Source organism: Streptomyces sp. NPDC035033 (assembly GCF_040636735.1).
Taxonomy (GTDB): Bacteria; Actinomycetota; Actinomycetes; order Streptomycetales; family Streptomycetaceae; genus Streptomyces.
In genome coordinates, this window is sequence record NZ_JBEZUZ010000109.1 from 1 (window position 1) to 22,150 (window position 22,150).

Annotated in this window: 22 protein-coding genes and 1 pseudogene; 16 read left to right on the top strand and 7 right to left on the bottom strand. The window is 72.9% G+C overall.

Annotation, left to right across the window (positions count from 1 at the left end; all coding sequences use genetic code 11):
- Positions 1-1,335 (bottom strand): hypothetical protein (locus tag AB0E83_RS30770; RefSeq protein WP_362119149.1); only part of this gene is annotated, 1,335 nt, incomplete at its 3' end.
- A gap of 423 nt (positions 1,336-1,758) precedes the next feature.
- Here AB0E83_RS30770 and AB0E83_RS30775 point away from each other — a divergent pair.
- From AB0E83_RS30775 to AB0E83_RS30785, 3 genes are all read left to right on the top strand, one after another.
- On the top strand, positions 1,759-3,162 hold the full coding sequence (locus AB0E83_RS30775; protein WP_362119152.1) for a pentapeptide repeat-containing protein: 1,404 nt from the start codon (positions 1,759-1,761) through the stop codon (positions 3,160-3,162).
- Positions 3,138-3,977 (top strand): hypothetical protein, encoded by an 840-nt coding sequence (locus tag AB0E83_RS30780; RefSeq protein ID WP_362119155.1) that lies wholly within the window; start codon positions 3,138-3,140, stop codon positions 3,975-3,977. The genes AB0E83_RS30775 and AB0E83_RS30780 overlap by 25 nt, the downstream gene beginning before the upstream one ends.
- A gap of 92 nt (positions 3,978-4,069) precedes the next feature.
- Complete coding sequence (locus tag AB0E83_RS30785; RefSeq protein WP_362119158.1) at positions 4,070-4,402, top strand: hypothetical protein; 333 nt, start codon at positions 4,070-4,072, stop codon at positions 4,400-4,402.
- Positions 4,403-4,918: 516 nt separating this feature from the next.
- Here the strand turns inward: AB0E83_RS30785 and AB0E83_RS30790 are convergent.
- Together AB0E83_RS30790 and AB0E83_RS30795 are read right to left on the bottom strand one after the other, a co-directional pair.
- Positions 4,919-5,128, bottom strand: a complete 210-nt coding sequence (locus AB0E83_RS30790; RefSeq protein ID WP_362119161.1) for a hypothetical protein — start codon at positions 5,126-5,128, stop codon at positions 4,919-4,921.
- Between the two features lie 17 nt (positions 5,129-5,145).
- Positions 5,146-5,715, bottom strand: a complete 570-nt coding sequence (locus AB0E83_RS30795; protein ID WP_362119164.1) for a glycosyltransferase — start codon at positions 5,713-5,715, stop codon at positions 5,146-5,148.
- Between AB0E83_RS30795 and AB0E83_RS30800 the strand changes: the two genes are divergently transcribed.
- Genes AB0E83_RS30800 through AB0E83_RS30815 form a run of 4 tightly spaced genes read left to right on the top strand, consistent with a single transcriptional unit; the run spans position 5,706 to position 9,483 of the window.
- Positions 5,706-6,083 (top strand): tail fiber domain-containing protein, encoded by a 378-nt coding sequence (locus AB0E83_RS30800; RefSeq protein ID WP_362119167.1) that lies wholly within the window; start codon positions 5,706-5,708, stop codon positions 6,081-6,083. The two genes, AB0E83_RS30795 and AB0E83_RS30800, sit on opposite strands and share 10 nt — an antisense overlap.
- A 45-nt stretch (positions 6,084-6,128) precedes the next feature.
- Complete coding sequence (locus AB0E83_RS30805; protein WP_362119170.1) at positions 6,129-7,400, top strand: TfuA-like protein; 1,272 nt, start codon at positions 6,129-6,131, stop codon at positions 7,398-7,400.
- On the top strand, positions 7,397-8,707 hold the full coding sequence (locus AB0E83_RS30810; RefSeq protein WP_362119172.1) for a YcaO-like family protein: 1,311 nt from the start codon (positions 7,397-7,399) through the stop codon (positions 8,705-8,707). Before AB0E83_RS30805 ends, AB0E83_RS30810 begins: the two co-directional genes overlap by 4 nt.
- Positions 8,632-9,483 (top strand): caspase family protein, encoded by an 852-nt coding sequence (locus AB0E83_RS30815; protein ID WP_362119175.1) that lies wholly within the window; start codon positions 8,632-8,634, stop codon positions 9,481-9,483. The genes AB0E83_RS30810 and AB0E83_RS30815 overlap by 76 nt, the downstream gene beginning before the upstream one ends.
- A gap of 129 nt (positions 9,484-9,612) precedes the next feature.
- Here the strand turns inward: AB0E83_RS30815 and AB0E83_RS30820 are convergent, their stop codons facing one another.
- The gene (locus tag AB0E83_RS30820; RefSeq protein WP_362119178.1) at positions 9,613-10,005 is read right to left on the bottom strand and encodes a PPOX class F420-dependent oxidoreductase; all 393 of its coding nucleotides are present in this window, start codon (positions 10,003-10,005) and stop codon (positions 9,613-9,615) included.
- An 81-nt stretch (positions 10,006-10,086) separates the two neighbouring features.
- Here AB0E83_RS30820 and AB0E83_RS30825 point away from each other — a divergent pair, with 81 nt between their 5' ends.
- The 5 genes and pseudogenes from AB0E83_RS30825 to AB0E83_RS30845 all read left to right on the top strand — a co-directional run bounded on the left by AB0E83_RS30825 (position 10,087) and on the right by AB0E83_RS30845 (position 14,595).
- The gene (locus AB0E83_RS30825; protein WP_362119180.1) at positions 10,087-10,617 is read left to right on the top strand and encodes a hypothetical protein; all 531 of its coding nucleotides are present in this window, start codon (positions 10,087-10,089) and stop codon (positions 10,615-10,617) included.
- 66 nt (positions 10,618-10,683) lie between these two features.
- Complete coding sequence (locus AB0E83_RS30830; protein ID WP_362119182.1) at positions 10,684-11,250, top strand: TetR family transcriptional regulator; 567 nt, start codon at positions 10,684-10,686, stop codon at positions 11,248-11,250.
- A 434-nt stretch (positions 11,251-11,684) separates the two neighbouring features.
- Positions 11,685-13,370, top strand: coding sequence for an NAD(P)/FAD-dependent oxidoreductase (locus AB0E83_RS30835; RefSeq protein ID WP_362119184.1), 1,686 nt, complete (start codon positions 11,685-11,687; stop codon positions 13,368-13,370).
- An 86-nt stretch (positions 13,371-13,456) separates the two neighbouring features.
- A pseudogene (locus AB0E83_RS30840) lies at positions 13,457-13,549 on the top strand.
- 389 nt (positions 13,550-13,938) lie between these two features.
- A complete protein-coding gene (locus AB0E83_RS30845) occupies positions 13,939-14,595 on the top strand; it encodes a 2OG-Fe dioxygenase family protein (protein ID WP_362119185.1) in 657 nt (218 codons plus the stop codon).
- Between the two features lie 2 nt (positions 14,596-14,597).
- Here AB0E83_RS30845 and AB0E83_RS30850 read toward each other — a convergent pair whose 3' ends face one another.
- The gene (locus tag AB0E83_RS30850) at positions 14,598-15,824 is read right to left on the bottom strand and encodes a glutamate--cysteine ligase (protein WP_362119187.1); all 1,227 of its coding nucleotides are present in this window, start codon (positions 15,822-15,824) and stop codon (positions 14,598-14,600) included.
- A 518-nt stretch (positions 15,825-16,342) separates the two neighbouring features.
- Here AB0E83_RS30850 and AB0E83_RS30855 point away from each other — a divergent pair.
- Complete coding sequence (locus tag AB0E83_RS30855; protein ID WP_362119190.1) at positions 16,343-17,338, top strand: LPXTG cell wall anchor domain-containing protein; 996 nt, start codon at positions 16,343-16,345, stop codon at positions 17,336-17,338.
- Positions 17,339-17,369: 31 nt separating this feature from the next.
- Complete coding sequence (locus AB0E83_RS30860; protein WP_362119193.1) at positions 17,370-18,275, top strand: peptidoglycan-binding domain-containing protein; 906 nt, start codon at positions 17,370-17,372, stop codon at positions 18,273-18,275.
- A gap of 53 nt (positions 18,276-18,328) precedes the next feature.
- On the opposite strand, the gene AB0E83_RS30865 is transcribed toward AB0E83_RS30860, so the two are convergent.
- A complete protein-coding gene (locus AB0E83_RS30865; protein WP_362119196.1) occupies positions 18,329-20,302 on the bottom strand; it encodes a tetratricopeptide repeat protein in 1,974 nt (657 codons plus the stop codon).
- 222 nt (positions 20,303-20,524) lie between these two features.
- Here AB0E83_RS30865 and AB0E83_RS30870 point away from each other — a divergent pair, with 222 nt between their 5' ends.
- Together AB0E83_RS30870 and AB0E83_RS30875 are read left to right on the top strand one after the other, a co-directional pair.
- Positions 20,525-20,650 (top strand): hypothetical protein, encoded by a 126-nt coding sequence (locus tag AB0E83_RS30870; RefSeq protein WP_362119199.1) that lies wholly within the window; start codon positions 20,525-20,527, stop codon positions 20,648-20,650.
- A 129-nt stretch (positions 20,651-20,779) separates the two neighbouring features.
- Entirely contained in the window at positions 20,780-21,289 is a 510-nt protein-coding gene (locus AB0E83_RS30875; RefSeq protein ID WP_362119202.1) for a hypothetical protein, read from the top strand.
- A gap of 219 nt (positions 21,290-21,508) precedes the next feature.
- On the opposite strand, the gene AB0E83_RS30880 is transcribed toward AB0E83_RS30875, so the two are convergent.
- Positions 21,509-21,850: a hypothetical protein gene (locus AB0E83_RS30880; protein WP_362119205.1), complete on the bottom strand. Its 342-nt coding sequence runs from the start codon at positions 21,848-21,850 to the stop codon at positions 21,509-21,511.
- Between the last annotated feature and the right edge of the window lie 300 nt (positions 21,851-22,150).

Genomic DNA, 22,150 nt, shown 5'->3' on the forward strand with positions numbered 1-22,150 from the left:
CAGGGTCACCTCCTCGCGGGGGGACCCGGCATCAGCCGGGTCGACGCGGCGCCGGTCCACGGCCGGTGCCGAAGGAGCCGGACGCGTTCGGCCGGACAGCTCCTGGGCGCGTCGCACGGGAGTGACGCCGATGACCTCCCACCCGTCGCCCGGTTCTGCGGGCCGGCGGCGGTGTTCGGGCGGGACGGGCCCGCTGGTGGGGGAGAGGTGTCCGCGGTGGCGCAGGGTGGAGGCGCGGGTGGCGCACCAGGCGGAGCAGAAGCTCTTGCGGGAGCCGGCGGGAAGCGGCTGGGTGCACACCAGGCAGTGGCCGGGGGCGGCCTGGGGTTCCAGCTCGGCCAGGAGGCGTTGGACGCGGCCGATGTCGTCCGGCTCGAAGGGTTCGAGGTCGGCGGTGCAGCCGTTGAGGAGCCGGGCGAAGACGGCGCGCAGTTCGGCGAGGTCGCGCCGGCAGGTGCCGAGGAGGTCGAGGTACTCCTCCACGCTCCAGGTGGCCAGCACCCCGCTGCGGGTGAAGCAGACGCCGACGGTGTCCACGTGGTAGCCGTCGGAGGCGTCGAGGAGGAGGTAGCCGAGCAGTTGCCAGGCGTCGTGCTGGCGCAGGGTCTGGGGGTGGCGGGTGGACTTGAAGTCGATCAGGACGCCGTCGGCGGCCAGGTCGGCGTCCGCGGTGATCCGGGCCCCGAAGTCGGGGAAGGTGGGTCCGGCCGTGCAGTCCCGCGAGGACGTACGGGCCCGCAGACCGGCCAGCGCGCCGTCCGCGGCCCGGTACACCTGCGCGACGACGTCCTCGACCATGTCCGGGTGCGGGAGCGCCAGCAGCCGCTCCAGGGTGAAGCCGGCGGGGTCCTCGTGGGCGGCCAGCGACAGCGGCGTGTACGCGAACCCGAGCGGGCTGCGGGTGTGGACCTGGTACCAGGCCGCCGCGATCAGCATCCGCGCCAGGTCCTCCTCCTCGTCCTGGGCGCACTCCAGCGGCCGGCCGCGGTTGTCGAGCTCCAGCTGTGCCGCGACTTCCCCCAGGCGGTCTTCGAGGTCTTCCCCCACCGCCCGCATCCGGTCGCCGACCTCGTCCTGGGGCAGGGTCATCACCCCGAACCGCGCCGGTTCCCCGAACGGGTGGGCGGCGCAGAACGCCAGGCGCAGCCGGTGGTCGATCGCGGTCCCCACCGTCCCCGCCTCCGTGCCCACACCCGGCGGCGGCAGCAGGATCCGGTCCTGCGGGTAGCGGGAGCGGTAGGACCGCCGCAGCGGCCGGGGACCGGCCGACAGCTCACGGTCGAGGAACCGGCGCAGCGGCGTACGGGGGTTGTGCAGACCGGACGTGAGACTCATCGAGAGCACCACCCTCCAGCGGGACCGCCGTACCGGTGCGGGGACGGCCCCTCACGGACGGAATCCGGCGCCACCTCACGTCACGGAGGCGGCACGGTACGCAACAAACCGTCCATAACCGATTTTATCGCCGTCCGGAGCGCACGACACGGCGCGGCCCACGCGGAGGACCCGGGCGGCCGGGCCGGAGGACGAAGCGGCCGGCGCTCTCGGTCCGCTCCCTGAGGAGCGGGCGGCACGGCACCAGCTGCGTACCGGCGTCTCAAGCCGTACGCGGAAGACGGCACCGTCCGTTCCACCACCAACGCCCCTGGGGAGCGCGCTTGTCGCCCACCGCGAGCGGCCTGCACGAACCGGCTCCAGAACAGGGCGGGGACTGGTAGACCCGGTGATCGACAGTGCCTCGCTTCTGGAGCCGCCACCATGACCACACCCCCGCCCCCGTCCTGGCCGCACTGCGCCCACGGTGCCGACTCCGCCGATCCCGTCGGCTGCCGCGGCATCCACGTCCCCGGCCACACCGCCTGCCTCGCCCACCTGCCCGACGCCGACCGCGACACCTACCTGGCCGGCCTGGCCCCAGGCGCCGACATCGACCACCGCGGCACCCCCTTCACCGAAGACCTCCTCAACCGCCTCCTGGACGCCGTCCGCGATCCCACCACCACGCACCCCCACTTCGGCGATACCCGGTTCGGCGGGGCGCAGTTCTCTGCCACCGCCCGGTTCAACGGGGCGCAGTTCTCCGGCACCGCCCAGTTCGGCGGGGCGCAGTTCTCCGGCACGGCCCTGTTCGACGAGGCGCAGTTCTCCCGCACCGCCCGGTTCGGCGGGGCGCAGTTCTCCGACGACGTCTGGTTCGGCGGAGCGAAGTTTTCCCGCACCGCCTGGTTCGGCGGGGCGCAGTTTTCCCGCACCGCCCAGTTCGGCGGGGCGCAGTTCTCCGGCACCGCCCAGTTCGACGAGGCGCAGTTCTCCGGCACCGCCCGGTTCGGCGGGGCGCAGTTCTCCGACGCCTGGTTCGGCGGGGCGCAGTTCTCCGGCACCGCCCGGTTCAACGGGGCGCAGTTCTCCGGCACCGCCCAGTTCGGCAGGGCGCAGTTCTCCGGCACCGTGCTGTTCGAGGAGGCGCAGTTCTCCGGAGCCGCTCGGTTCGTCGGGGTGCGGTTCTCCGGCGACGCCCTGCTGGGCAGGGCGGAGTTTTCCGACGGCCTGTTCGAGGGGGCGCGGTTCTCCGGCGACACCTGGTTCGACGGGACGCGGTTCTTCGGAACCGCGTTGTTCGAGGAGGTGCAGTTCTCCGGAGCCGCTCGGTTCGACGGGGCGCGGTTCTCCGGTACCGCCCAGTTCGGCAGGGCGCAGTTCTCAGGAACCGCCGTGCTCGACAGAGCGCGGTTCTCCGGCGACGCCGTGTTCGACAAGGCGCAGTTCTCTGATGGCGTCGGGTTCGTCGGGGTGCAGTTCTCCGGTGACACCCAGTTCGGCGGGGCACAGTTCTCGGCAGCTTCGGGGTGGGGGCCGGTGGTGTGCGGGGGGACGGTGGATCTGTCGGGGGCGGTGTTCGGTGCACCGGTGACGCTGGAGATCTCGGCGAAGGAGGTCCTGTGCACGCGGACTCGTTGGCAGTCGACCGCGACCGTCCGGGTCCGCCACGCCGCTGTGGACCTCGGCCACGCGGTCCTGGAGGCCCCCCCCTCGCCGTCACCGCCCACCCCACCCCGTTCACCAACACCGTTGGCGACGTTTTGGACGAGGGCCGGCTGCCGGGCAGCGGCGCGGTGCGGGTGGTGTCGGTGCAGGGCGTGGACGCCGCGCATCTGGTGCTGACCGACACCGACCTGTCCGACTGCCTGTTCTCCGGGGCCTTCCACCTCGACCAGCTCCGGCTGGAGGGCCGCACCACCCTCGCGCCCACCCCGACCGGCTGGCACCGCAAGGGCATAGCCCCCGTCCGCTGGACCCGCCGGCGCACGCTGGCCGAGGAACACCACTGGCGGGCGCAGGCCGCCGGTCAGCCCTCCGCCCCTACCGGTACGCCGCCCGAGCCCCGCCGGTGGCGCACCGGTCCGCACCACCTCGACCCCGCCCGCACCCCCGATCCCGACGACGTCGCCGCCCTGTACCGGCAGCTGCGCAAGGCGTTCGAGGACGGCAAGAACGAACCCGGGGCCGCCGACTTCTACTACGGCGAGTGCGAGATGCGCCGCCACGACCGTACCGGCACCCCGAAGACGGAACGCGGCCTGCTGTGGGCCTACTGGCTGCTCTCCGGCTACGGCCTACGGGCCTCACGTGCCCTGGGCTGGCTGGCGGCCTTCATGCTCGCCACCATCGTGCTGCTGATGGCCTTCGGCCTGCCGGCGTCGTCCCCGAAACAGGAAGCCACCGGCACCGTCCCGGCGGGCGGTGGCACCGTCACCTTCGTCATCGACAAGCAGGACCCGAAGAACCCCACCCGGGACAGGTTCACCGGCAAACGCTTCGACAAGGCGCTGAGCGTCACGCTCAACTCGGTGGTCTTCCGCTCCAGCGGCCAGGACCTCACCACCACCGGCACCTACATCGAGATGACCTCCCGCATCCTCGAACCCGCCCTCCTCGCCCTCGCCGTCCTCGCCGTCCGCGGACGCATCAAGCGCTGACACCGACCGGGAACCCGACCAGGAACCCGACGACCGCCACGCAGACCCGCACGAGACGAGCCCAGGCACGGCCGCCCGAGTCGGAGGACGAAGTGACCGAGCGCCCTCACGCCGCGGGCGAGGACGGTCCCCGGGTCATCGACTTCGGGATCTCGCGCATCGTGGACGAGGCTCCTCTGACGGTCACCGGAGAGGTCATGGGCACTCCGCTGTTCATGGCGCCCGAACAGTTCCGTGACCCCAGGGCCGCGGGCCCGGCGGCGGACATTGTCAGCCTCGGGTCCGTACTCGTCTACGCGGCCACGGGCCACGGCCCGTTCGACGCCGAGTCGGCATGGGCGGTCGCCTGGAACGCGGTGCACGAGGACCCGAATCCGACGGGCTGCCCGCGGAACTGCGTCCTGTCGTACTCGCCTGCCTGGTGAAGGACCCTGCTGACCGTCCCGCGTCCGACGCCCTGCTGGCCATGCTGTCCTCGGACGACCGGAGCACCTTCGCCGTCACAGCCCCTGGCACGACCGCCCCCGGTGCCCGGAAGCGCCGGCGTGGCAGGCGGCGGATCCGTGCCCTGGCGGTTGCGTTCGCTGTCCTGACCGCTGCGGCGATGGGCACCTGGGCCTGGAAGCACATGCCGGCTCACGGGTGGGGGAAGCATGTCACCGCTGAACATGCCCCGCCCCATTGCGCTCGGGAACCTGGTCGTCACCCCGGCTCCTGGGCTGCGCGTCTACTCGTTCCAGGCCGACCTTCAGGAATAGGCATTCTGTGAAGGGGGAGGACGGCGGCACCGTGTGGTCGTCGGCAAGGACAGGGGCGGCCGTCCCCGCTCCCCGCTGGGCAAGCACGGTGATCGTGGATGCCACCGGGTGACCGAGCCGCGGCCGTCAGACGCCCCTCACGGGGAGGCCGGCCGCCATGGGCGTGCCGGCCCGAGTGAGGGATCAGCAGTTGTGCACGAGTACGGTGCGGTCCTCGGTGCCGTCGTCGTGGCAGGTGATCTCGACACAGCGGCGCAGGAGGCAAGGGGCGTGCACCGTCATGGTGGCCATCACCATGCGGACGCGGTCCCGTTTCTCCTCCAGGGACGCGCCTGTGACGTGGCGGAAGACGACGTCTTGGTACCAGGTGGCCTTCACCAGGCTTTCGATCACCCATACGGTCTCGTGGGTCACGGAGCCGGGGTGTGCGCGGTGCCGGCGCGGGATCCCTCGTCGACCGCGGACCGGTACGTGGTGAGGATGCCGCTCGTCCAGAGGCCGGCGGTGAAGCGGGCGGCCACCTGCTCCAGGCACGCGGCGCGGTAGTGCTCGCGCCCCCGGTCCAGGACGGTGAGGAGCGCGTGGGCGAGGGCGTCGGGGTCGTGCGGGGGCACGAGGGAGCCGAGGCGTTCGTCTCCCACGGTCCAGGCCAGTCCCCCCACGCGCGTGGCCACCACGGGGGTGCCGCAGGCCATCGATTCGACGGCGACCAGGCCGAAGGGTACGTAGTGCGAGGGGACGGCCGTGACGTCGGCGGCGCTGTAGTAGAGCGCCGTCTCGTCGTGGGGGACGGAGTCGTGCAGGTGGACGTGGTCGGTGATCCCGCACCGCTCGGCCAGCGCGAGGAGCGGGGCGGACTCGGCCGCGCTGCCGCCGCCGACGAGCAGGCGGGCGTCCGGCCGGTGCCGGTGCAGCCGCGCGCCGCGACGATCTCCGACCGCGCCGTGAAGACGGACGTCACGGCGGTCGCGTGGTAACACGGCCCGCCGGCCTGCGGAACGCCGACGAGGCGTTCCGCAGGCCGCCCCCCTCCCAAGCACCCCCCGTCGCCGACTGCCCGCCCCTCAACGGCTACGACGTCCTGCGCAAGGTCGTCGAACTGCCCGTCAGCACCTGGAGATACCGGGCGGATCCCGACGACGTCCGCCACCTCGGGCCCATGGCCCAGGACTGGTGGGACGCCTTCGGTCTGGGCGGCGACGACAAGACCATCAGCCTCGTCGACACCAACGGCGTCGCCCTCGTCTGCATCCAGGCCCTGCACCGGCTCCTCGAAGAGAACCGGCGGGAGATCAGCGACCTGCGCGACCAGGTCGCCCGGCTGACGGCCGCCCGGACGACACGCTGACGACGCACCCCTCCTCCAGCCACGACTCCCGCGGGAACCGGATCAGTGAACGTCCACGTCTTCATCGGGCCCACCCTGCCCGCCGACACCGTCCGTGAACGGTTCCCCGCGGCCGTCCTCCACGGCCCCGCGCGCCACGGCGACCTCATCCGCCTCGATCCCGGCCCCGGCGACACCGCCGTGATCATCGACGGCCTCTACCACCACAGCCTCCCCCTGCGGCACGAGGAGATCCTGTGGGCCCTGGCCCGCGGCACGGCCGTCATCGGCGCCGCCAGCATCGGAGCCCTGCGCGCCGCGGAGTTCGACGCCTACGGCATGACCGGCGCCGGCGAGATCTACCGCCAGTACCGTGACGGCGACATCGACTCCGACGCCGACGTCGCCGTCACCCACACCGAAGAACCACCCCACCGCCCCCTCACCCTGGCGCTGGTCGACCTCCGCCACCAGCTCACCCGCTTCACCGCGGACGGCACCCTCACCCCCGACGCCGCCGAGCAGATCCTGCGCACCGGCACCGCCCTGCCGTACACCCGGCGCTCCTGGGCGGCCATCCGCCACCACCTCGCCCGCACAGCACCCCGGTCGGCGGGGCAGGCCGAGACCGCGGCCCGCCTCGTCGCGAAGGACCCTCTGGCCCACAGCCTCAAAGCCCGCGACGCCCTGACCGCGCTCGAACTGGCCCACACCCGCCTCGGCACACCGCCCGCGACACCACCGCGGAACTGGACCGGGGACCCGGGGTGGAGAACGACGTTCTTCGACGAAACGGTCACCGACTTCCTCCCCGCCGACCCGGACGGGCCGGGAACCGTCACGCTCGGAGACGTCCTGCGCGAACAGCGCCTCCACGACCCCGACTTCCCCCGCCGCTGGGCCGCCTTCGTGGCGGCGCGCATCGACGGACCGCGTCCGACGCGCCTGACCACCGAGCAGAGGACGGCCTGGCTGACCCCCCGGGAAGCCGAACTCCTCGACGACGAGCAGGCCCTGGCCACCGCGCTGACCCGCGCGACCCGACCGCCCCTGGCCCCGCCCGCCGAACGCGACCGGCTCCACGCCCTCCTCGGCCGGTCCGCCGGCCCGCACCCCGCGGCCCCGGCCCCGGCGGCGCGCGAGGGCCGGCACTGGACCCGCCGGGACGCCCGCCTCCACCTGCACACCGTCTGGAACGTGCCCGAGGACGACCGCGCCGCCCTGCTCGCCCGCGCCCGCGACCGCGGCTTCCCCGACGTCCCCGCCGCCGTCGACGCCGCCCTCGCCCTCCTGCGACGCCCCCACCCCGCCCCGACCGGCGCCGGAGAAACCACGTGACGACCACCGCCCCCCACCTCCACTCCCCGGCACCCGGCCCCGAGGCCGCCGCCCTCAAGGTCTTCACCGACGGCACCCACCGCGTGCGCGACCCCCACGACACCTGGAGGCTCATCCGGCCCCGGCTCGCCGAGCACGGCATCACCCGCGTCGCCGACGTCACCGGCCTGGACACCCTCGGCCTGCCCGTCGCCATGGCCGTCCGCCCGCTCTCCCGGACCCTCGCCGTCTCCCAGGGCAAAGGCCAGACCCCCCTCCTCGCCAAGCTCTCCGCCGCGACGGAGGCGATCGAGCTCCGGCACGCCGAACGTGTCGAACCCGACCCCGCCCTCACCCGCGCACCGGCCACCGCCCTCGACCTGCCCTACGACCTGATGGACCTGGACCACGAACCGGGCACCCTGATTACCCCCCGCACCCCGCTGCACTGGGTGACCGGCACCGACCTGATCACCGGCGAACCCGTCCCCGTACCCCTCGACGCCGTCCGCCTGACCCTCACCGCCGGCCGCCCCTGGCAGCCCCCCGGCCTCCAGCCCTCCAGCAACGGTCTGGCCTCCGGCAACACCCCCCACGAAGCCGCCCTCCACGCCCTGTACGAAGTCATCGAGCGCGACAGCCTCACCCGCCTCGACAGCACCGGCCACGACGGCCGCGTCGACATCGACGCCGACTCCGTCACCGACCCGCTCAACGCCTCCCTCGTCCGCCTGTGCCGCACCGCCGGCGTGCACCTGGAGATCGCCCTCGTCCCCAACCCCTGGCAGGTGCCCTGCTTCACCGCCTACGTCTGGAGCGAGGACTTCCCCGTCTGGTCCGCCGGCTCCGGCGCCCACTCCACCCCCTCCGTCGCCCTGTCCCGCGCGATCACCGAAGCGGCCCAGAGCCGCCTCACCGCCATCACCGGCACCCGCGACGACCTGCCACCCCTCTACCACGACGGCCCCCGCACGGCCCCCCCCGCCCGCCGTCGCGCACAGCGGACCACACCCACACCATCAGCCCCTTCCGCGCCTCCTTCACGACCGTCACCGACGAACTCCACTGGCTGGCCCGCCACGTCCAGGACATCAGCGGCTGCTCCCCGATCGCCGTACCCCCCGGCCACCAGCCCGAGTTCGCCGTCGTCAAGGTCCTCTGCCCCACCCTGCGCTTCCACGCACGCCACGAGATCCCCCGCCCCTCCCGCACCCCCTGAACCCCTCCCGGGCCACGACCGAAGGAAACGACCATGCCCAAAGGACTGTCCCTCCACATCGGCGTCAACGAGATCGACGAAAGCCGCTACGGCACCAAGGCCCCGCTGAAGAACCCCGAGAACGACGCCCTGGCCATGACCGACTTCGCCAAGGCCGGCGGCTACACCCCCCTCGCCACCCTCCTCACCCGGGACGCCACCAGCGAGAAGCTCACCGCCGCGCTCAAGGAAGCCGCCGCCCAGCTCGCCGCCGGCGACATCTTCCTGCTCACCTACGCCGGCCACGGCGCCCAGGTCCCCGACAAGAACGGCGACGAACCCGACCGCCGCGACGAGACCTGGGTCCTGTACGACCGCCAGTTCGTCGACGACGAACTCCACGCCCTGTTCGGCACCTTCACCGAGGACGTCCGCATCCTCCTGCTCTCCGACAGCTGCCACAGCGGCACCGTCGCCCGCGACCTCAGCCTCTTCCTCAACGACGCCGAACTCGAGCGCAGCTTCGACACCAGCGACCCCACCGAGGTCCGCGCCCGCGTCCGCGCGCTCCCGCAGGACGTCCAGTTCCGCAACTACCAGCGCGACCAGGAGCTCTACGACGAGATCCAGCGCTCCGTGCCGCCCCTGGACCTGCAGGACATCAAGGCCGACGTCCTGCTGATCTCCGGCTGCCAGGACAACCAGACCTCCAGCGACGGCGCCGGCCCCAACGGCCTGTTCACCGAGACGATGCTCCGCACCTGGAAGAACGGCGCCTTCCAGGGCTCCTACTCCACCCTCCACCGCCAGATCACCGAGGCCATGCCCTTCTACCAGAGCCCCAACCTCTTCCAGTCGGGCAAGGCCACCGACACCTTCCTCGCCCAGGCGCCCTTCACCATCTGAAGCGCGCCCAGGAGACCGTTCCACCGGCCGGTGCCGGGCATGCGGCCCGGCACCGGCCGCGATGTCGGGCCGGCGTTCCCGGCGGTTCCTCGTGGTTCGTGAGGGACCACGATCGGCCGGACGAAAGTCCTAGCCGTCCAGGCGGATCCGGATGCCCACCGCGCGTTCGGAGCCGCCGCGCAGTCTGCCTGCGAGCAGTCCGACTCTGGCGGGCAGCCCGTATTTGCGTTTCATCAGGCCGGTGAAATGCGCGCTCGCTTCCGGTGTCAGCACCTCGGCGAAACCGGGCGTCGAGGCGCCGAGCGGCCTGCCCCGCCAGTCGCAGGGGCCGACCGTCACCCGGCCGTCGTTGCGGATCCTCTTCACCTTCCCGGCGTCCGCGGCACTCCACACGGCCAGCGTCCGGCCGTCCGGCATCACCCAGACCGGGGTGGGGACCGGCCTGCCGTCTCGGCGGAAGGTGGTGAGGAGGAGGTACTTCCCGGCCGCCAACTCTCCGCGCACCACGTCGATATGATCCATGGTTATAGAGTAACTGGTTAGTTAGTCAGGCTGTCCGGGGCCTGGCGCGACGGTGCGAACGACGCAGCTGAAGGGAACCGCATGGGGAGATTCGTCTGGACCCTGCTCGCCGGCTTCGCCCTCGGTACCCCGGCGGTACCCGTCGGCCTCTCACTCTCCCTGCCCGGTCCGGTCGTGCTGCTCGCGGTGCTTCTTGGCTCCGTCTGCTGCGTGGTCTTCGCGGTGTTCGCCATGGAGCGGGCCCGGTCGCACTGGCGGTCCTGGCAGGCCCGCCGGAAGTCCCCCGTGGCGAGCACCGGTCCCGTGGCGAGCACCGGTCCCGCGACGGGCACGTCCGCCGACGGCGCACCGTCCGGCGGCGCACCGGCAGGCGACCGGCTCTCCGGCGCGGCGGGGCGGCGGGCGCGGCGGGTCTTCGAGCGGTACGGCGTGGTGGGCTTCGGCATCACGGGGCCCGCCCTCTTCGGCACCTGGGGCTCGTCCCTACTCGGCGCCGCTCTGGGCATCCCCCGGTGGCGGCTGATCCGCTGGCTGACGGCCGGGGTCGCTCTGTGGTGCACGGTCCTGCTGGTCGCGTCGGACGCGGTCCTCGACGCCTTCGGGGTCGAATGAACGGCCTGGACGCAGGGCACCCCAGGGATGCATCTAACCGGTTAGTTCCTCGTTACGATCACGCGTATGTCTCGCGCAGATGCAACCAAGGCCCGCATCCTCCAAGCCGCCACCGACGAGTTCGCCGCGCACGGCATCGCCGGAGCCCGGGTGGACCGCATCGCCAAGGCGGCGGCCGCCAACAAGAACCTCATCTACGTCTACTTCTGCAGCAAGGACCAGCTCTTCGACACGGTCTTCGAAACCCACGTCACCCACGGCCTGAACGCGGTCCCCTTCACCCCCGACGACCTCCCGGGGTACGCGGGGCGGCTCTTCGACTACTGCCTGTCGCACCCCGAGGTCATCCGGCTCGCCACATGGCACCGACTGGAGCGCGGTGACAGCCACGACCTCGACCCGGCCGTGGCGGCACCCGCACGCGACGCGAAGCTGGAGGCGCTCGCCTCGGTGCAGAAAGAGAACGGCATCGGCGCCGATTTCTCCCCCACCGCGCTCCTCACCCTCGTCCTGAGTCTCGCCTTCGCGTGGAACCCGGGCAACGCCTTCGGAATGCCCGCCTCCACGACCGGAGCCGAGAGCGCCGACGACCGCCGCCGCTCGATCGTCCGGGCCGTGCGCCGCCTCCTGTGAGCCGAGCCCTGCTCGAACCACCGGGCCGATCCGTGAACCGTCCGCTCCGGGGCGCCGGGCGCCGCGGGCGACCGCGCGGCCGTCCCCGGCCCGGCGCCGGCCGAGCCGACCGTTCCGGAACCCGGCTGTGAGAAGTGTTCCCACCACGTGTTCCCCCCCCACGTGTCCCCGCCACGTGTTCCCCCCACGTGTTCCCGCCGTGCTTTGCCGGCGTTTCGGCCCGCTCGTTCAGGTGAGTTCCCGGGTTCCACCACAACCCGGCCGCCGTCGAAACGTTCCACCGGGTGTTCTCGCGCTCTTCTCCTCCCACGTCCCGGAGCACCGCAGATGCCGCCCTTTGCCGTCCCCGCCGTACTCGGCGCTCCAGGCGCCCCTGGTCTTCCCGGTGCCCCCGGCGTTCCCGTGACCGCGCTCCGCGTCCCGGAGGGAATGCGATGACGCGCGGGGTACTGGTGGGCCGGTCGCCCGCCCCGGGCGAGGTGGGGAACGCGTACGACGCGGTCGTCATCGGTTCCGGGATCGGCGGGCTGACGACAGCGGTCTGTCTGGCCCGGCAGGGGCGGCAGGTCGCGGTCTTCGAGCAGCACTACACCGCCGGCGGCTACACCCACGCCTACCGGCGGCGCGGTTGGGAGTGGGACGTCGGCATCCACTACGTCGGGCAGCTCGCGCCGCGCGAACCGGTCCGGGTGCTGTCCGACTACCTGACGGACGGCGCGCTGCGGTGGGCGCCACTGGGAGACCCGTACGACGAGTACCGGCTGGCGGACGAGGTGTACGAAGCACCTGTCGGACTCGACGCCTACCAGGCCGGCCTGATCGCGCGTTTCCCGGCCGAACGGTCCGGGATCGAGGCACTGTTCCGCCTCGTCGCCCGCTGCCGGGCGACACTTCCCGCACTCGCGCTCGGCCGTCTCTCGGGCCCGGTGGCACGGCGCATGGCCCGTCTGCTGCGCACGGCCGCCGTCCCGCCCGAGGCACTGCGTCCCGCCCGGGAGGTGGTGGCGAGCCTCGTCCGTGACGAGCGGTTGCGGCAGGCGGTGCTCACTCCCGCCGTCCTGCTCCTGGCCGACTCCTCCGCCAGGCTGCCGTTCTTCCTCGTCGCGGTGCTGTTCGAGCATTTCAGGACCGGCGCCTGGTACCCGGTGGGCGGCAGCGCCGCCATCGCCCGCGCGATGGTCGTGCCCGTCCGGGCCGCCGGGGGAGAGGTGTTCGTCCGCACACCGGTCGACCGGATCGAGCTGGACGGGACCCGGGCGACGGGCGTGGTGCTCGCGGACGGCACCCGTGTGCGTGCTCCGGTCGTGGTGAGCGCGGCGGGAGCCCATCACACCTACCGCACGCTGCTCCCGAGCCCGTCCGCCGCCGGCGCGCGAGCCGACCCGGTGCGGGGGATGCGCGAGGGGTTCCCCTTCGTGCTCCTCTTCCTCGGCCTCGACGGCGACCCGCAGGAACTGGGCCTGCCCCGGCACAACCTGATGGTCACCGACGGCGACTGCGACGCCTTCTTCGACGGCACGGGCGGACACACGAGCGGCCTGTTCCTCTCCTTCTCCTCGGCCAAGGACCCGACCTGGACCGCCCGGTATCCCGGCCGGTCCACCGGCGAGATCCTCGCCTACGTCGACCCGGAGCTGTTCGCTCCCTTCCACGGCTCGCACTGGCGCGACCGCGATCCCGCCTACCTCGCCCTGAAGGCCGACCTCACCGGACGACTCCTCCAACAGCTCCACCTCCACCTCCCCCGTACCAGGGGGAGGGTGGCGTACCACGAACTCGGCACCCCGCTGACGGCCGAGCACTTCACCCGATGGCCGGGAGGCAGCCTCTACGGCCTGGCCAAGGACGTCGCCGCCTTCGGTGACGGCACCCGCCCGGGTCTCGCGGACCGCCTGCGCCCGCGCACCGAGGTCGACGGCCTGTACCTCGCCGGCCAGGACGTCCTGGCCGGCGGCTTCCTCGGCGCGGCCACCGGCGGCCTCCTGGCCGCCCACGAGGCCCTCGACGGCCCCGGCCGCGCCCGCCTGTGGCGAGACCTCCTCAAACACGCCCTCCGCCGACCGACCTCGGGAGGAACGCTCCCCGCCGGCACCCCTGTTACCGCCGGGCGGGAACCATGAACTGAAGCCGGTGCGCACCTTCAACGCGTCAGCGGCCGGTCAGGTGGGTTCCGGCACACTGGTCGTGTGGTCCTCAGGGGCCACGGGGAGAGGTGCCCGGAGCGGCTGATCGGGGACCTGGACATCAGTCCATGTCGGATCTTCAGGGGTCCACGCAGGTTCGAATCCTGCCCTCTCCGCTTCCTCGTCACCGCCGGGCCGTGTGCCGTGGACGGACTGCCGCCCGGCGGTCCCCGAAGACGGCGCCCGCCCCGGCGCGCTGCGGATACGTACCAGCTTCTCCCGAAGCAGACGGGGGTCGTCGTCACCCACTCGCCTGCAGCGGATGGAACATGGTCCGGGGCTCTCCTTTCACGTTCCGTCACCGCCGGGGCACCCGGATGGAGCGCAGCGGATGCGGCATTCCTCGCCGGATCGAAGCATGAGCCTCATGACCGAGGGACACGGCGACGTACGGGCAGAGTCGCGTGGGGCAGGCCGCGAGGACGGGTACGGTCCTGCCGCTGACGATCCCCGAGGGCCGGTCGAGCGGGCTCGCAGGGCTGTCGCGTCCCAGGGTTGGTACCTCATGGATCCGGCCGACGTCGCCCGGTGCCTGGGGACCGGCGTCCAGGAGTGGCGGCGTCTCGCCGCGCACTGGGACGCACTGGTGGTCGACCCCTACGCGGCCGAGACCGGGACGCGGCGCCTGCGGCGCTACGGGCACTTCCTGCTGTCCTCCGCGACCGGCGCGATCGAGACGATGCCCCACGACGTCTTCGTCCAGCCGCAGGACAGCAATCCCCTCTACGTGGACGTGGACCGCCGTTTCGAACCGCTCACCGAGGAATTCCGTGCCGGGCCCGTGCCGGCCGCGCTGATCCGGATGCTCGGACGGGTCGCCGCGGGTCTGGACGACGCGGGGGAGTGGACCGTCAAGATGCACCCCTTCCGGGTCGTCGCGCGGGCGGACGGTGAGGGGCGGCCGACGCCCGAGGGACGGCACAAGGACGGCGTCACCCTGGTCACCTCCCTGCTGGTCGGCCGCGAGAACGTCACCGGCGGCCGGAGCACCGTCTACGACGCGGACGGCGCGGAGCTGGTGTCCGTCACCCTCGACCAGCCCGGGACGCTGCTGCTGAGCGACGACCGGGCGACCTGGCACTCCGTCTCCCCGATCCGCCCGCTGGACCCCGCCCGGCCCGGCCACAGGGACGTCCTGGTCACCACCCTGGCCGCCCGCTGACCTCAACCGCTTCCGCTCCCGCTTCCGCCTCCGCCCCCGTTCCCGCCTCCGCCCCCGTTCCCGCCTCCGCCCCCGTTCCCGCCTCCGCCCGTGTTCCCGACGGTCGCGAGCAGGAGCCGGTTCACCGCGGCCACCGGGCCGCCCCCGCCCCCGGCCCAGGCCCGTTGCCGCGTCGCCCCGTCACCGCGGCGGGCGGTCCGGTCGAACAGGGCGGTGACCCGGTCGAGGTCCCCGAACTCCTCCAGTACCGGGCGCACCAGGGCCACGAGCCCGGCGGCGAGGTCCTCCACCGGCGCGGTCCGGCCGGTCAGCGCGTCGAAACCGCCGCCGGCCCAGCCGTCCCGGGCGGCCCGCCAGCAGGCGGCGCGCAGCACCTCGCCCTCCCACCGGGGCCCGGGGTCGCCGTGCCGGGCCCGATCGGCGCAGGTGACCACCAGAGCGCGCAGGAGCACCGCGACCGCGACGGTGTCCTCCAGGTCCTGCATCACGTCCATCGCACGGATCTCCAGGGTGGGCAGCCGGGGGTTGGGACGCAGGTCCCAGAACGGCATGCCCGGCTCCAGCATGGCCTCCGTGTCCGTGATGACGATGGCCAGCCGCTCGTACTCCTCCAGAGAGGCCGCGTACGGCGGCGGTCCCAGGCACGGGAAACGGCTCCTGACGACCGAACGCCAGCTGGCGTATCCGGTGTCCCGTCCCCGGTGGAACGGCGAGTTCGCGCTCAGCGCGACGAGAAGGGGGAGCCACGGCCGCAGGTGATTGACGGTCAGGACGGCCAGTTCGCGTTCCGGCAGATGGACGTGCACGTGGAGCGCGCTGATGGAGAAGTCGTCCATCATGCCGCGGTACTGATCGCGCCCGGCCCGATAGCGGGGGTGGTCCGCCACCCGGGCCGGACCGGCGTCCTGGAGCACCGCGGTGCCCGACGCGCACAGCCCCCACCCCTCCTCACGCGCCGCGACGGCCAGCGCCCCGCGGACCCGCCGGAGGTCCCGGTACAGCTCTTCCGCCGTCCGGCACGGAGAAGTGCGCCCCTCGACCTGGCACAGGTCGAACTCCTTCGTGACCTGATCACCCATCTCCTCCGCGACCCGCGCGACGACCTGCGGACCGGCGGGGACGACGGACCGGGTGTGCGGGTCGACGAGGAAGTACTCCTCCTCCACACCGATCGTCGGAGCCCGGCCGTCGAACGCGGCGGAGCGGGCACCGGCAGGGTACGGGGTCATCCCCCCAGCATCGCGGCACGCACGCGCCCTTCCCGTCCGGCGCGCACGAGAAAACCGATCGGCCCCGGAGGAACCCGTGGCGAGGAAGCGACGGAAGAGATCCGGGGCCACCCGACCATGGCCACCTGCGCGCCCCGCCCCGGCCCGCCCCGCCCCGGCCGGGGCGGCTGCCGCTCGCCTTCGACGGCGCCTGCGAACCCCGCGAAGACGCCGACCGCGACCCGGGCGGCTGCCTGACCGGCGACCACGTGACGCCGCCGAGTGCCGCCCAGCCGTCAGCGACTGCCCGGACCACCGGGAGTCGCCCGACTGGGGCTTCGGCACGAGTCCCGCGCCGGGCTGCGGTTCGTGATCATTTTGTTAGGCCGAAAAGCATTGACGGCAATAGTTCACTGCTTAACGATCAGGGCGGTCGACGTCTTCCTCGGTCGGCCCATTCCTTCCTTCCTCCGGTCGGTGCCCGTGCCGCAAGCGGCGCGGGCACCGACCGAGGGCTGCTCAAGAGCGGAAAAGAACGTATGTCTGCAGTGGTTGCGGCGCGCGGCGCCGTCGTCGGTGGCATGGCCGCCGTGTGTCTGACCGTCGCCGGTGGTTCCGGCGCCTGGGCCCAGGGGACTCCCGGCGGCGAGGGCTGGGAGGGGCGGGGCGCCCGCGCGTACACGGTCGAGGACGCGGTGCCGGCTCAGGACCTGAGCGGTGACTGCGAGTTCTCCCTGGACGGTCAGGCGTGGGCGGCCGCCGTGAAGGTGGACGACATGTCGCTGAAGCCGGGCGCCGACGGCAAGGTGCACCTCCAGGTCCGGGCCGCCGCGAACAGCGCGGGCTGCACCGTCTCCCTCGCCTCGTACCGCACCCACGGAGCCACCTGGAACACCTCCGGGCTCCAGGTCTTCCACGACTTCGACACCGCGTCGGTCAAGACCGGCGAGACCGGCTCCCTCGACATCGCCGTCCCCGACGCCGGGTGCTACGCCCAGGTCGACCTCTACCGCGGCAGCGTGAAGTACGACGGCCTGCGGGACGCGAACGACGGCCTGGTCCACGGCGACCTGCCGGAGGGTCCGGGCCGGCCGGTCATCAAGGAGAAGAACATCAGCTGGTGGAACGGCGGCACCCGCGACTGCACCGCCGACACCGAGCCGTCCCCGGGCGCGAGCGAGTCGACCCCCGCCGGGCAGGAGACCACGCCGGCGGTGACCGCCCCCGTGACCTCCGCCCCGGCCGCCACCCCGGACTCCTCCACCGAGCCGTCCGCCACGACCACGCCGACGGCCTCGGCCGGCGCGTCGGACGCTCCGGCCCCCTCGGACAGCCCGTCCCCCTCGGACGGTGCCGCCGCCTCCGACACCCCGTCCTCGCCGTCCTCCTCCGCGCCGGCCGCGGCGCCCGAGGGCGACCTGGCCGAGACGGGCGGCGGGAACGTCACCGGCATCGCGGTCGCCGCCTCGGCCCTGCTGCTCGCCGGCGCCGGCCTGGTCGTCGTCCGCCGCCGCAACGCCGGCAACCGCGCCTGACCGACCCTCCGCACCCCCGAAAGAACGCAGCATGACCCACCACCCCGACGAGGCCCCCGCACCTGTTCCTTCCCCCGGGGGCCTCGCCGGGGCGGACCGGCCCGCCGCCGCCCCGGCACGGCCCGGCGCGCTCCCCGAGACCGGCACGACCGCGCAGGCCCCCGTGCCGGGGCCGGGCGGGCCCGGCCTTGCCGGCGAACGGACGTACCACCCCCAGGGCACGGGCGAGCCCCGCCCGCATGGCCACCACCGCTCCCGGGGCGGTCAGCGCCGTTCCCGCCCCGGCCGGCGGCCGGCGGCGGCCGGCGCTCTGGTCGCCTTCGGTGCCGTCGGCGCGCTGTACGCCATGACGGGCGGCGAGCCGCCGAACCCCGGCCCGCCCGAGGTCCACCGCACGCTGCCGAGCGTGAACGTGCCCGAGGCCGCCGACCCCTCTTCCGGACCCTCCTCCCCCTCCGCGGCCGCCCCCGCCTCCGTACCCGCCGCCACCTCGCCGGCGGCCCCGGCCACCACCGCCCCGACCGCCGGAGAACCGAGCGGGACACCGGACGGCGCGACCGCGACCACCGGCGCCCCGGGGTCCCCGGAGCCCGGCCGAGTTCCCGCCGCTCCCGCCGCCGTCCCGGTCGGCACGACCGCTGGCCCCGGCGACGCACCGGCCGGGACGGACGACCCGGCGCAGAGCCCGCCCCGGGAGACGACCGCCTCACCGGCACCGGCCGAACCGCGCACCCTCCGCATGGGCGACACCGGACCGGACGTGACGCGGCTGCAACAGCTGCTCTTCGACCAGGGCTTCACCTACGTCACCACCACCGGCACCTACGACAGGTCGACCCGCCGCGGAGTCGCGCAGCTCCAGGACGACCGCGATCTGACAGGAGACCCCGAAGGCGTCTACGGCCCCGCCACCCGCGCCTCCCTCGAAGGAACGTGACCCCCGGCCCCGGTGGAGCGACGCCCCGACGGAGACGGCGGCTCCCGCCAGCGCTACGCCCCGGCGGCTTCCCTCGCCCAGTGATCGAACTGCTCGCGACTGTCCAGGGTTTCTTCGTGGTCGGGTCCGAGGGCGCGGGTGGTGTCGGTGACGAGGGCGGCGTACAGGTCGCGTGCGCCGGCCGGGTCGCCGGCCGCCCCGGTGTAGAACGCGTGCTGGTACCGGCTGTCCAGGGTTTCTATGTGGTCGGGCCCGAGGACGCGGGTGCGGTCGGCGATGAGACCGGTGTAGAGATCGCGTGCGCCGGCCGGGTCGCCGGCCTTTCCGGCGTAGTCCGCGTGGTGGTGCCGGCTGCGGAGGAAGTTTCTGTGGTCGGGGCCGAGGACGCGTACGGAATCGGAGATGAGGCCGGCGTACAGATCGCGTGCGGTGGCCGGAGCACCGGCCTTCCCCACGTAGTAGGCGTGGTTGTGCCGACTGAGCAAGGTGTCCGGGTGGTCGGGCCCGAGGACGCGGGTGTGGTCGGTGATGAGGGCGGCGTACAGGTCGCGCGCGCCGGCCGGGTCGCTGGCCTCTCCGGTGTAGAACGCGTGCTGCTGTCGGCCGGCCAGGGTGTCTTCGTGGTCGGGCCCGAGGACGCGGGTGTGGTCGGTGATGAGGTCGGCGTACAGGTCGCGTGCGCCGGCCGGGTCACCCGCTTCTCCGGTGTAGAACGCGTGCTGGTACCGGCTGTCCAGGGTGGCCTCCTGGTCGGGCCCGAGGACGCGGATGTAGTCGGCGATGAGATCGGTGTAGAGATCGCGTGCGGTGGTCGGGTCGCCCGCCTCTCCCGTGCAGGCCGCGTGGTTCTGGCGGCTGGTCAAGGTGCTCTGGTGGTCGGGTCCGAGCACGCGGGTGAAGCCGTCGACGAGGGTGGAGTACAGGTCGCGTGCGGTGGCCGGGTCGCCGGATTCGTTGGTCCAGTAAGCGTGATCGCTGCGGTTGGTGAGGGCATCCTCGTGGTCCGGGCCGAAGTAGGCGGTCGAGAGCGCCGCGAGCGCGCCGTACAACCGCGCCGCTTCGGGAGCGTCGCCGTGCTCGACGGCCGCTTCGGCGTCTTCCTTCAGCTGGGCGGCGGATTTGTTCGCCGTGTCCGGGCTGGTCAGAGGGTTGTCCGGAACAAGCGGCCGCGCCGGTGGAACGGAGGCCGGGCCGCCGGTGATCTCGGTGCTGATGCGGTCGATGGTGTCCGCGTCCTGGTCGTTGACCGCCGCCGCCCGGGCGAGCGCGGCGTCGATGTCGTCGGCCTCGGCATCACGTTCCTCACCCGGCGCCGGTGAGGCGGCGGCGAGGGCGGGGAGGTGGTCGTGAGGAGAGGGCCCCTCGCCGCGGAGGCGGTCGAGCTCGTCGGTGAGGGCCTCGATCTCCTGACGGAGCCGGTCGGCGAGCTCCTCGGCCTGGCGCTGCTTCTCCCGCGCCCGGGCCAGCTCCGACTCCGCCGTCGCCTTCTGCTCCTCCGCCCGCCCGATCCTCTTCCGCGCCGCGTCCAGCTCACCACCGGCCACATCCGCGGCGAGCCGGTCACGCTCACCGGTCAGCTGCCGCACCCGGGCCTCAAGGGTGTTCACCATGCCCAGCAGCACCCACACCAGACGCGCCGAGTTCTCCGCCGCCTGCCGCAGCTCCCCCTCCTGCTCCAGCGCCCGCGTCAGGCGTTCGTACACCTGGATCTGCTCCGCCTGCGCCTGCGCCAGGCTCACCGCGGAGCCCTGGGCCGGCACGACGGGCTTGACCGCGGCGCGGGGCGGGTGCTCGGCGTCCCGCAGCAGCCGGACGGCCTCGGCCTCCCGCCGCTCGCGCAGCACCGGCGGCACCGTGGCGGCGATCAGGCCGACGACCAGGGCATGCGGCGGGACGCGCCCGCTGAGGTAGCTACTGATCTGACTCGTGGAGTAGCCCACCTGCTTCGACAGCACCGCCAGGGTTTTGCCCGACTCGTCGACCCGCAGCCGCAGGAACTCCGCGAGCAGCCCCGCGTGCGTGTTCACCGGACGCACCGGCGCCCACCTGCGCCCGCGCTTCTTCGCCTCTACCACTCGTACAACCCCCGGTCGCCTTCCCCTGTTTGTCCGGCCTGTCGCGAACAACACCCCGTCCATCCGGAACCTACCTGCGATGTCCGGACCTCACGGTCCGGACAAACCAACTCCCCGGCATGGTCCGCCCCACGGCCACCACCAGGTGACCATCCACCTCACGAAGGACGGATCATGAACGACGCCCTCTCCCTCGCCGCGGACATCGCCACCGTCCTCGGCGCCCTCCTGACCGCCACGCTCGAACTCCACCGCGCCCGCCGCGACGCCCGCGACGACAACGAACCGCCCCAGAAGTGACCCGCCCCCGCCCCCACCCGCCCCGACGACATCACCGACGACATCACCGACGACGGGAGGAACTCGATGGCAGCGGCGGTGGAGGATGTGCGAGCCTTCCCCTCCCGGAAGCCGATGGAGAAGACCTTGATGACCAGCGACGACGCCCTCGATCAGTTCAGACACATCGCGCGTGAGAGGGCGTTCGGCAGGCATGTCGGGTCGGACAGGCTCATCCAGGCAGGTCTGGACGCGCTGATCGCCGGGGTCGAGAGCCCGTCCCTGGCCCTGCTGGCCGGACTCCTCCGGAGCGAAGAGCCGGAAGCGCCGGAGCTCTTCGACCACGTACTGGAGGAGCTGGGACTGCTCTTCCGGCCGCCCGCGGACCCTCGTGCCGCAAAGTGGGCGGCGGCCTACTGGATCGCCGGTCAGATCGCCGACGGATCCCTGGACCCCGCCGTCGGCACGCACCTCATCCGGGCGGACATCGCCTACGACCTCGGCCACCCCGAAGAGCTGGAGCCCCTCGTGCGCTGCGCGCACCACCTGGACGGCTGGGAGGAGAGCTGGGGAGTCACCGTCGAGGAACTCAACGGAGAAGCGGTCGAGGCAGCGAAGCGGTTCCTCGGCAAGAGGCCCGCGGCCGAGGCGGAAGACTGACCCGGGGCCCCTTCTCGCCATCCGGACCGGTCAACCGCAAGATGATCCGGTCACTCGACGTGGCCGCTCCGCAGAACCTGAGCCAGAACGCGTTCTCGTGGGTACAACCGGAGAACCGACCGCTCTGCTGATGAGGATCTTCGACGGCCCGGACGGTCCCGCCTGCCGATACGCCCGCGCCTCGCGGACGTATCAACAGATCGTCGTTCCACCGGTGCCTCAGCTCTTCTCGACGGTGAAGGTGGTGCAGCTGTCCGACTCCGCGCCGTCCGCGTCAGTGACGGTTCCCGTGATCTTCTGCGGTGACTTCCCGGCGATCTCCGCCGAGAGGCCGACCATGAGGTAGTTCTCCGGCCGTTCGAGCCAATGGTCGGCGGAAAGATCCATGCGCGTGCCGGTGTGAGTCCCCCGCATGGCGAAGGATCCCCGGGGCACGTCGGGATTGGAGGCGAGCGGATAGAACTCGAAAGTGGCGGTGAGGGCGCCGCCGTTCCGGGAGATGGTGAGGGTCAGGCCGGTCTGTCCTTGGCCGCAGTAGTAGCTGCCGCGCCACTCACCCACAACCGGCGACGGGTCCTCCGTCACCTGCTCGGCCGGTTCGCTCGTCCCCGGTCTGTTCGAGGGGGCTGTCGTCCGCTCGGTCGGTTCGCTCGTCTCCGGTTCGTTCGTCCCTGGTCCGTTCGACGGAGCTGTCGTCCGCTCGGTCGGACGCGCCGAAACCGTGCCGGACCCAGCTCCGGAAGGTCTCGACCCGTCTCCGGCGGTGGGCGCGGCGGGCCCCCCCCCCGCCCCCCCCCCCCCCCCGCCCCCCCCCCCCACGAGCGGCGTGCCGAAACCCCCGCCGCAGGAAGGTCGGGCCGT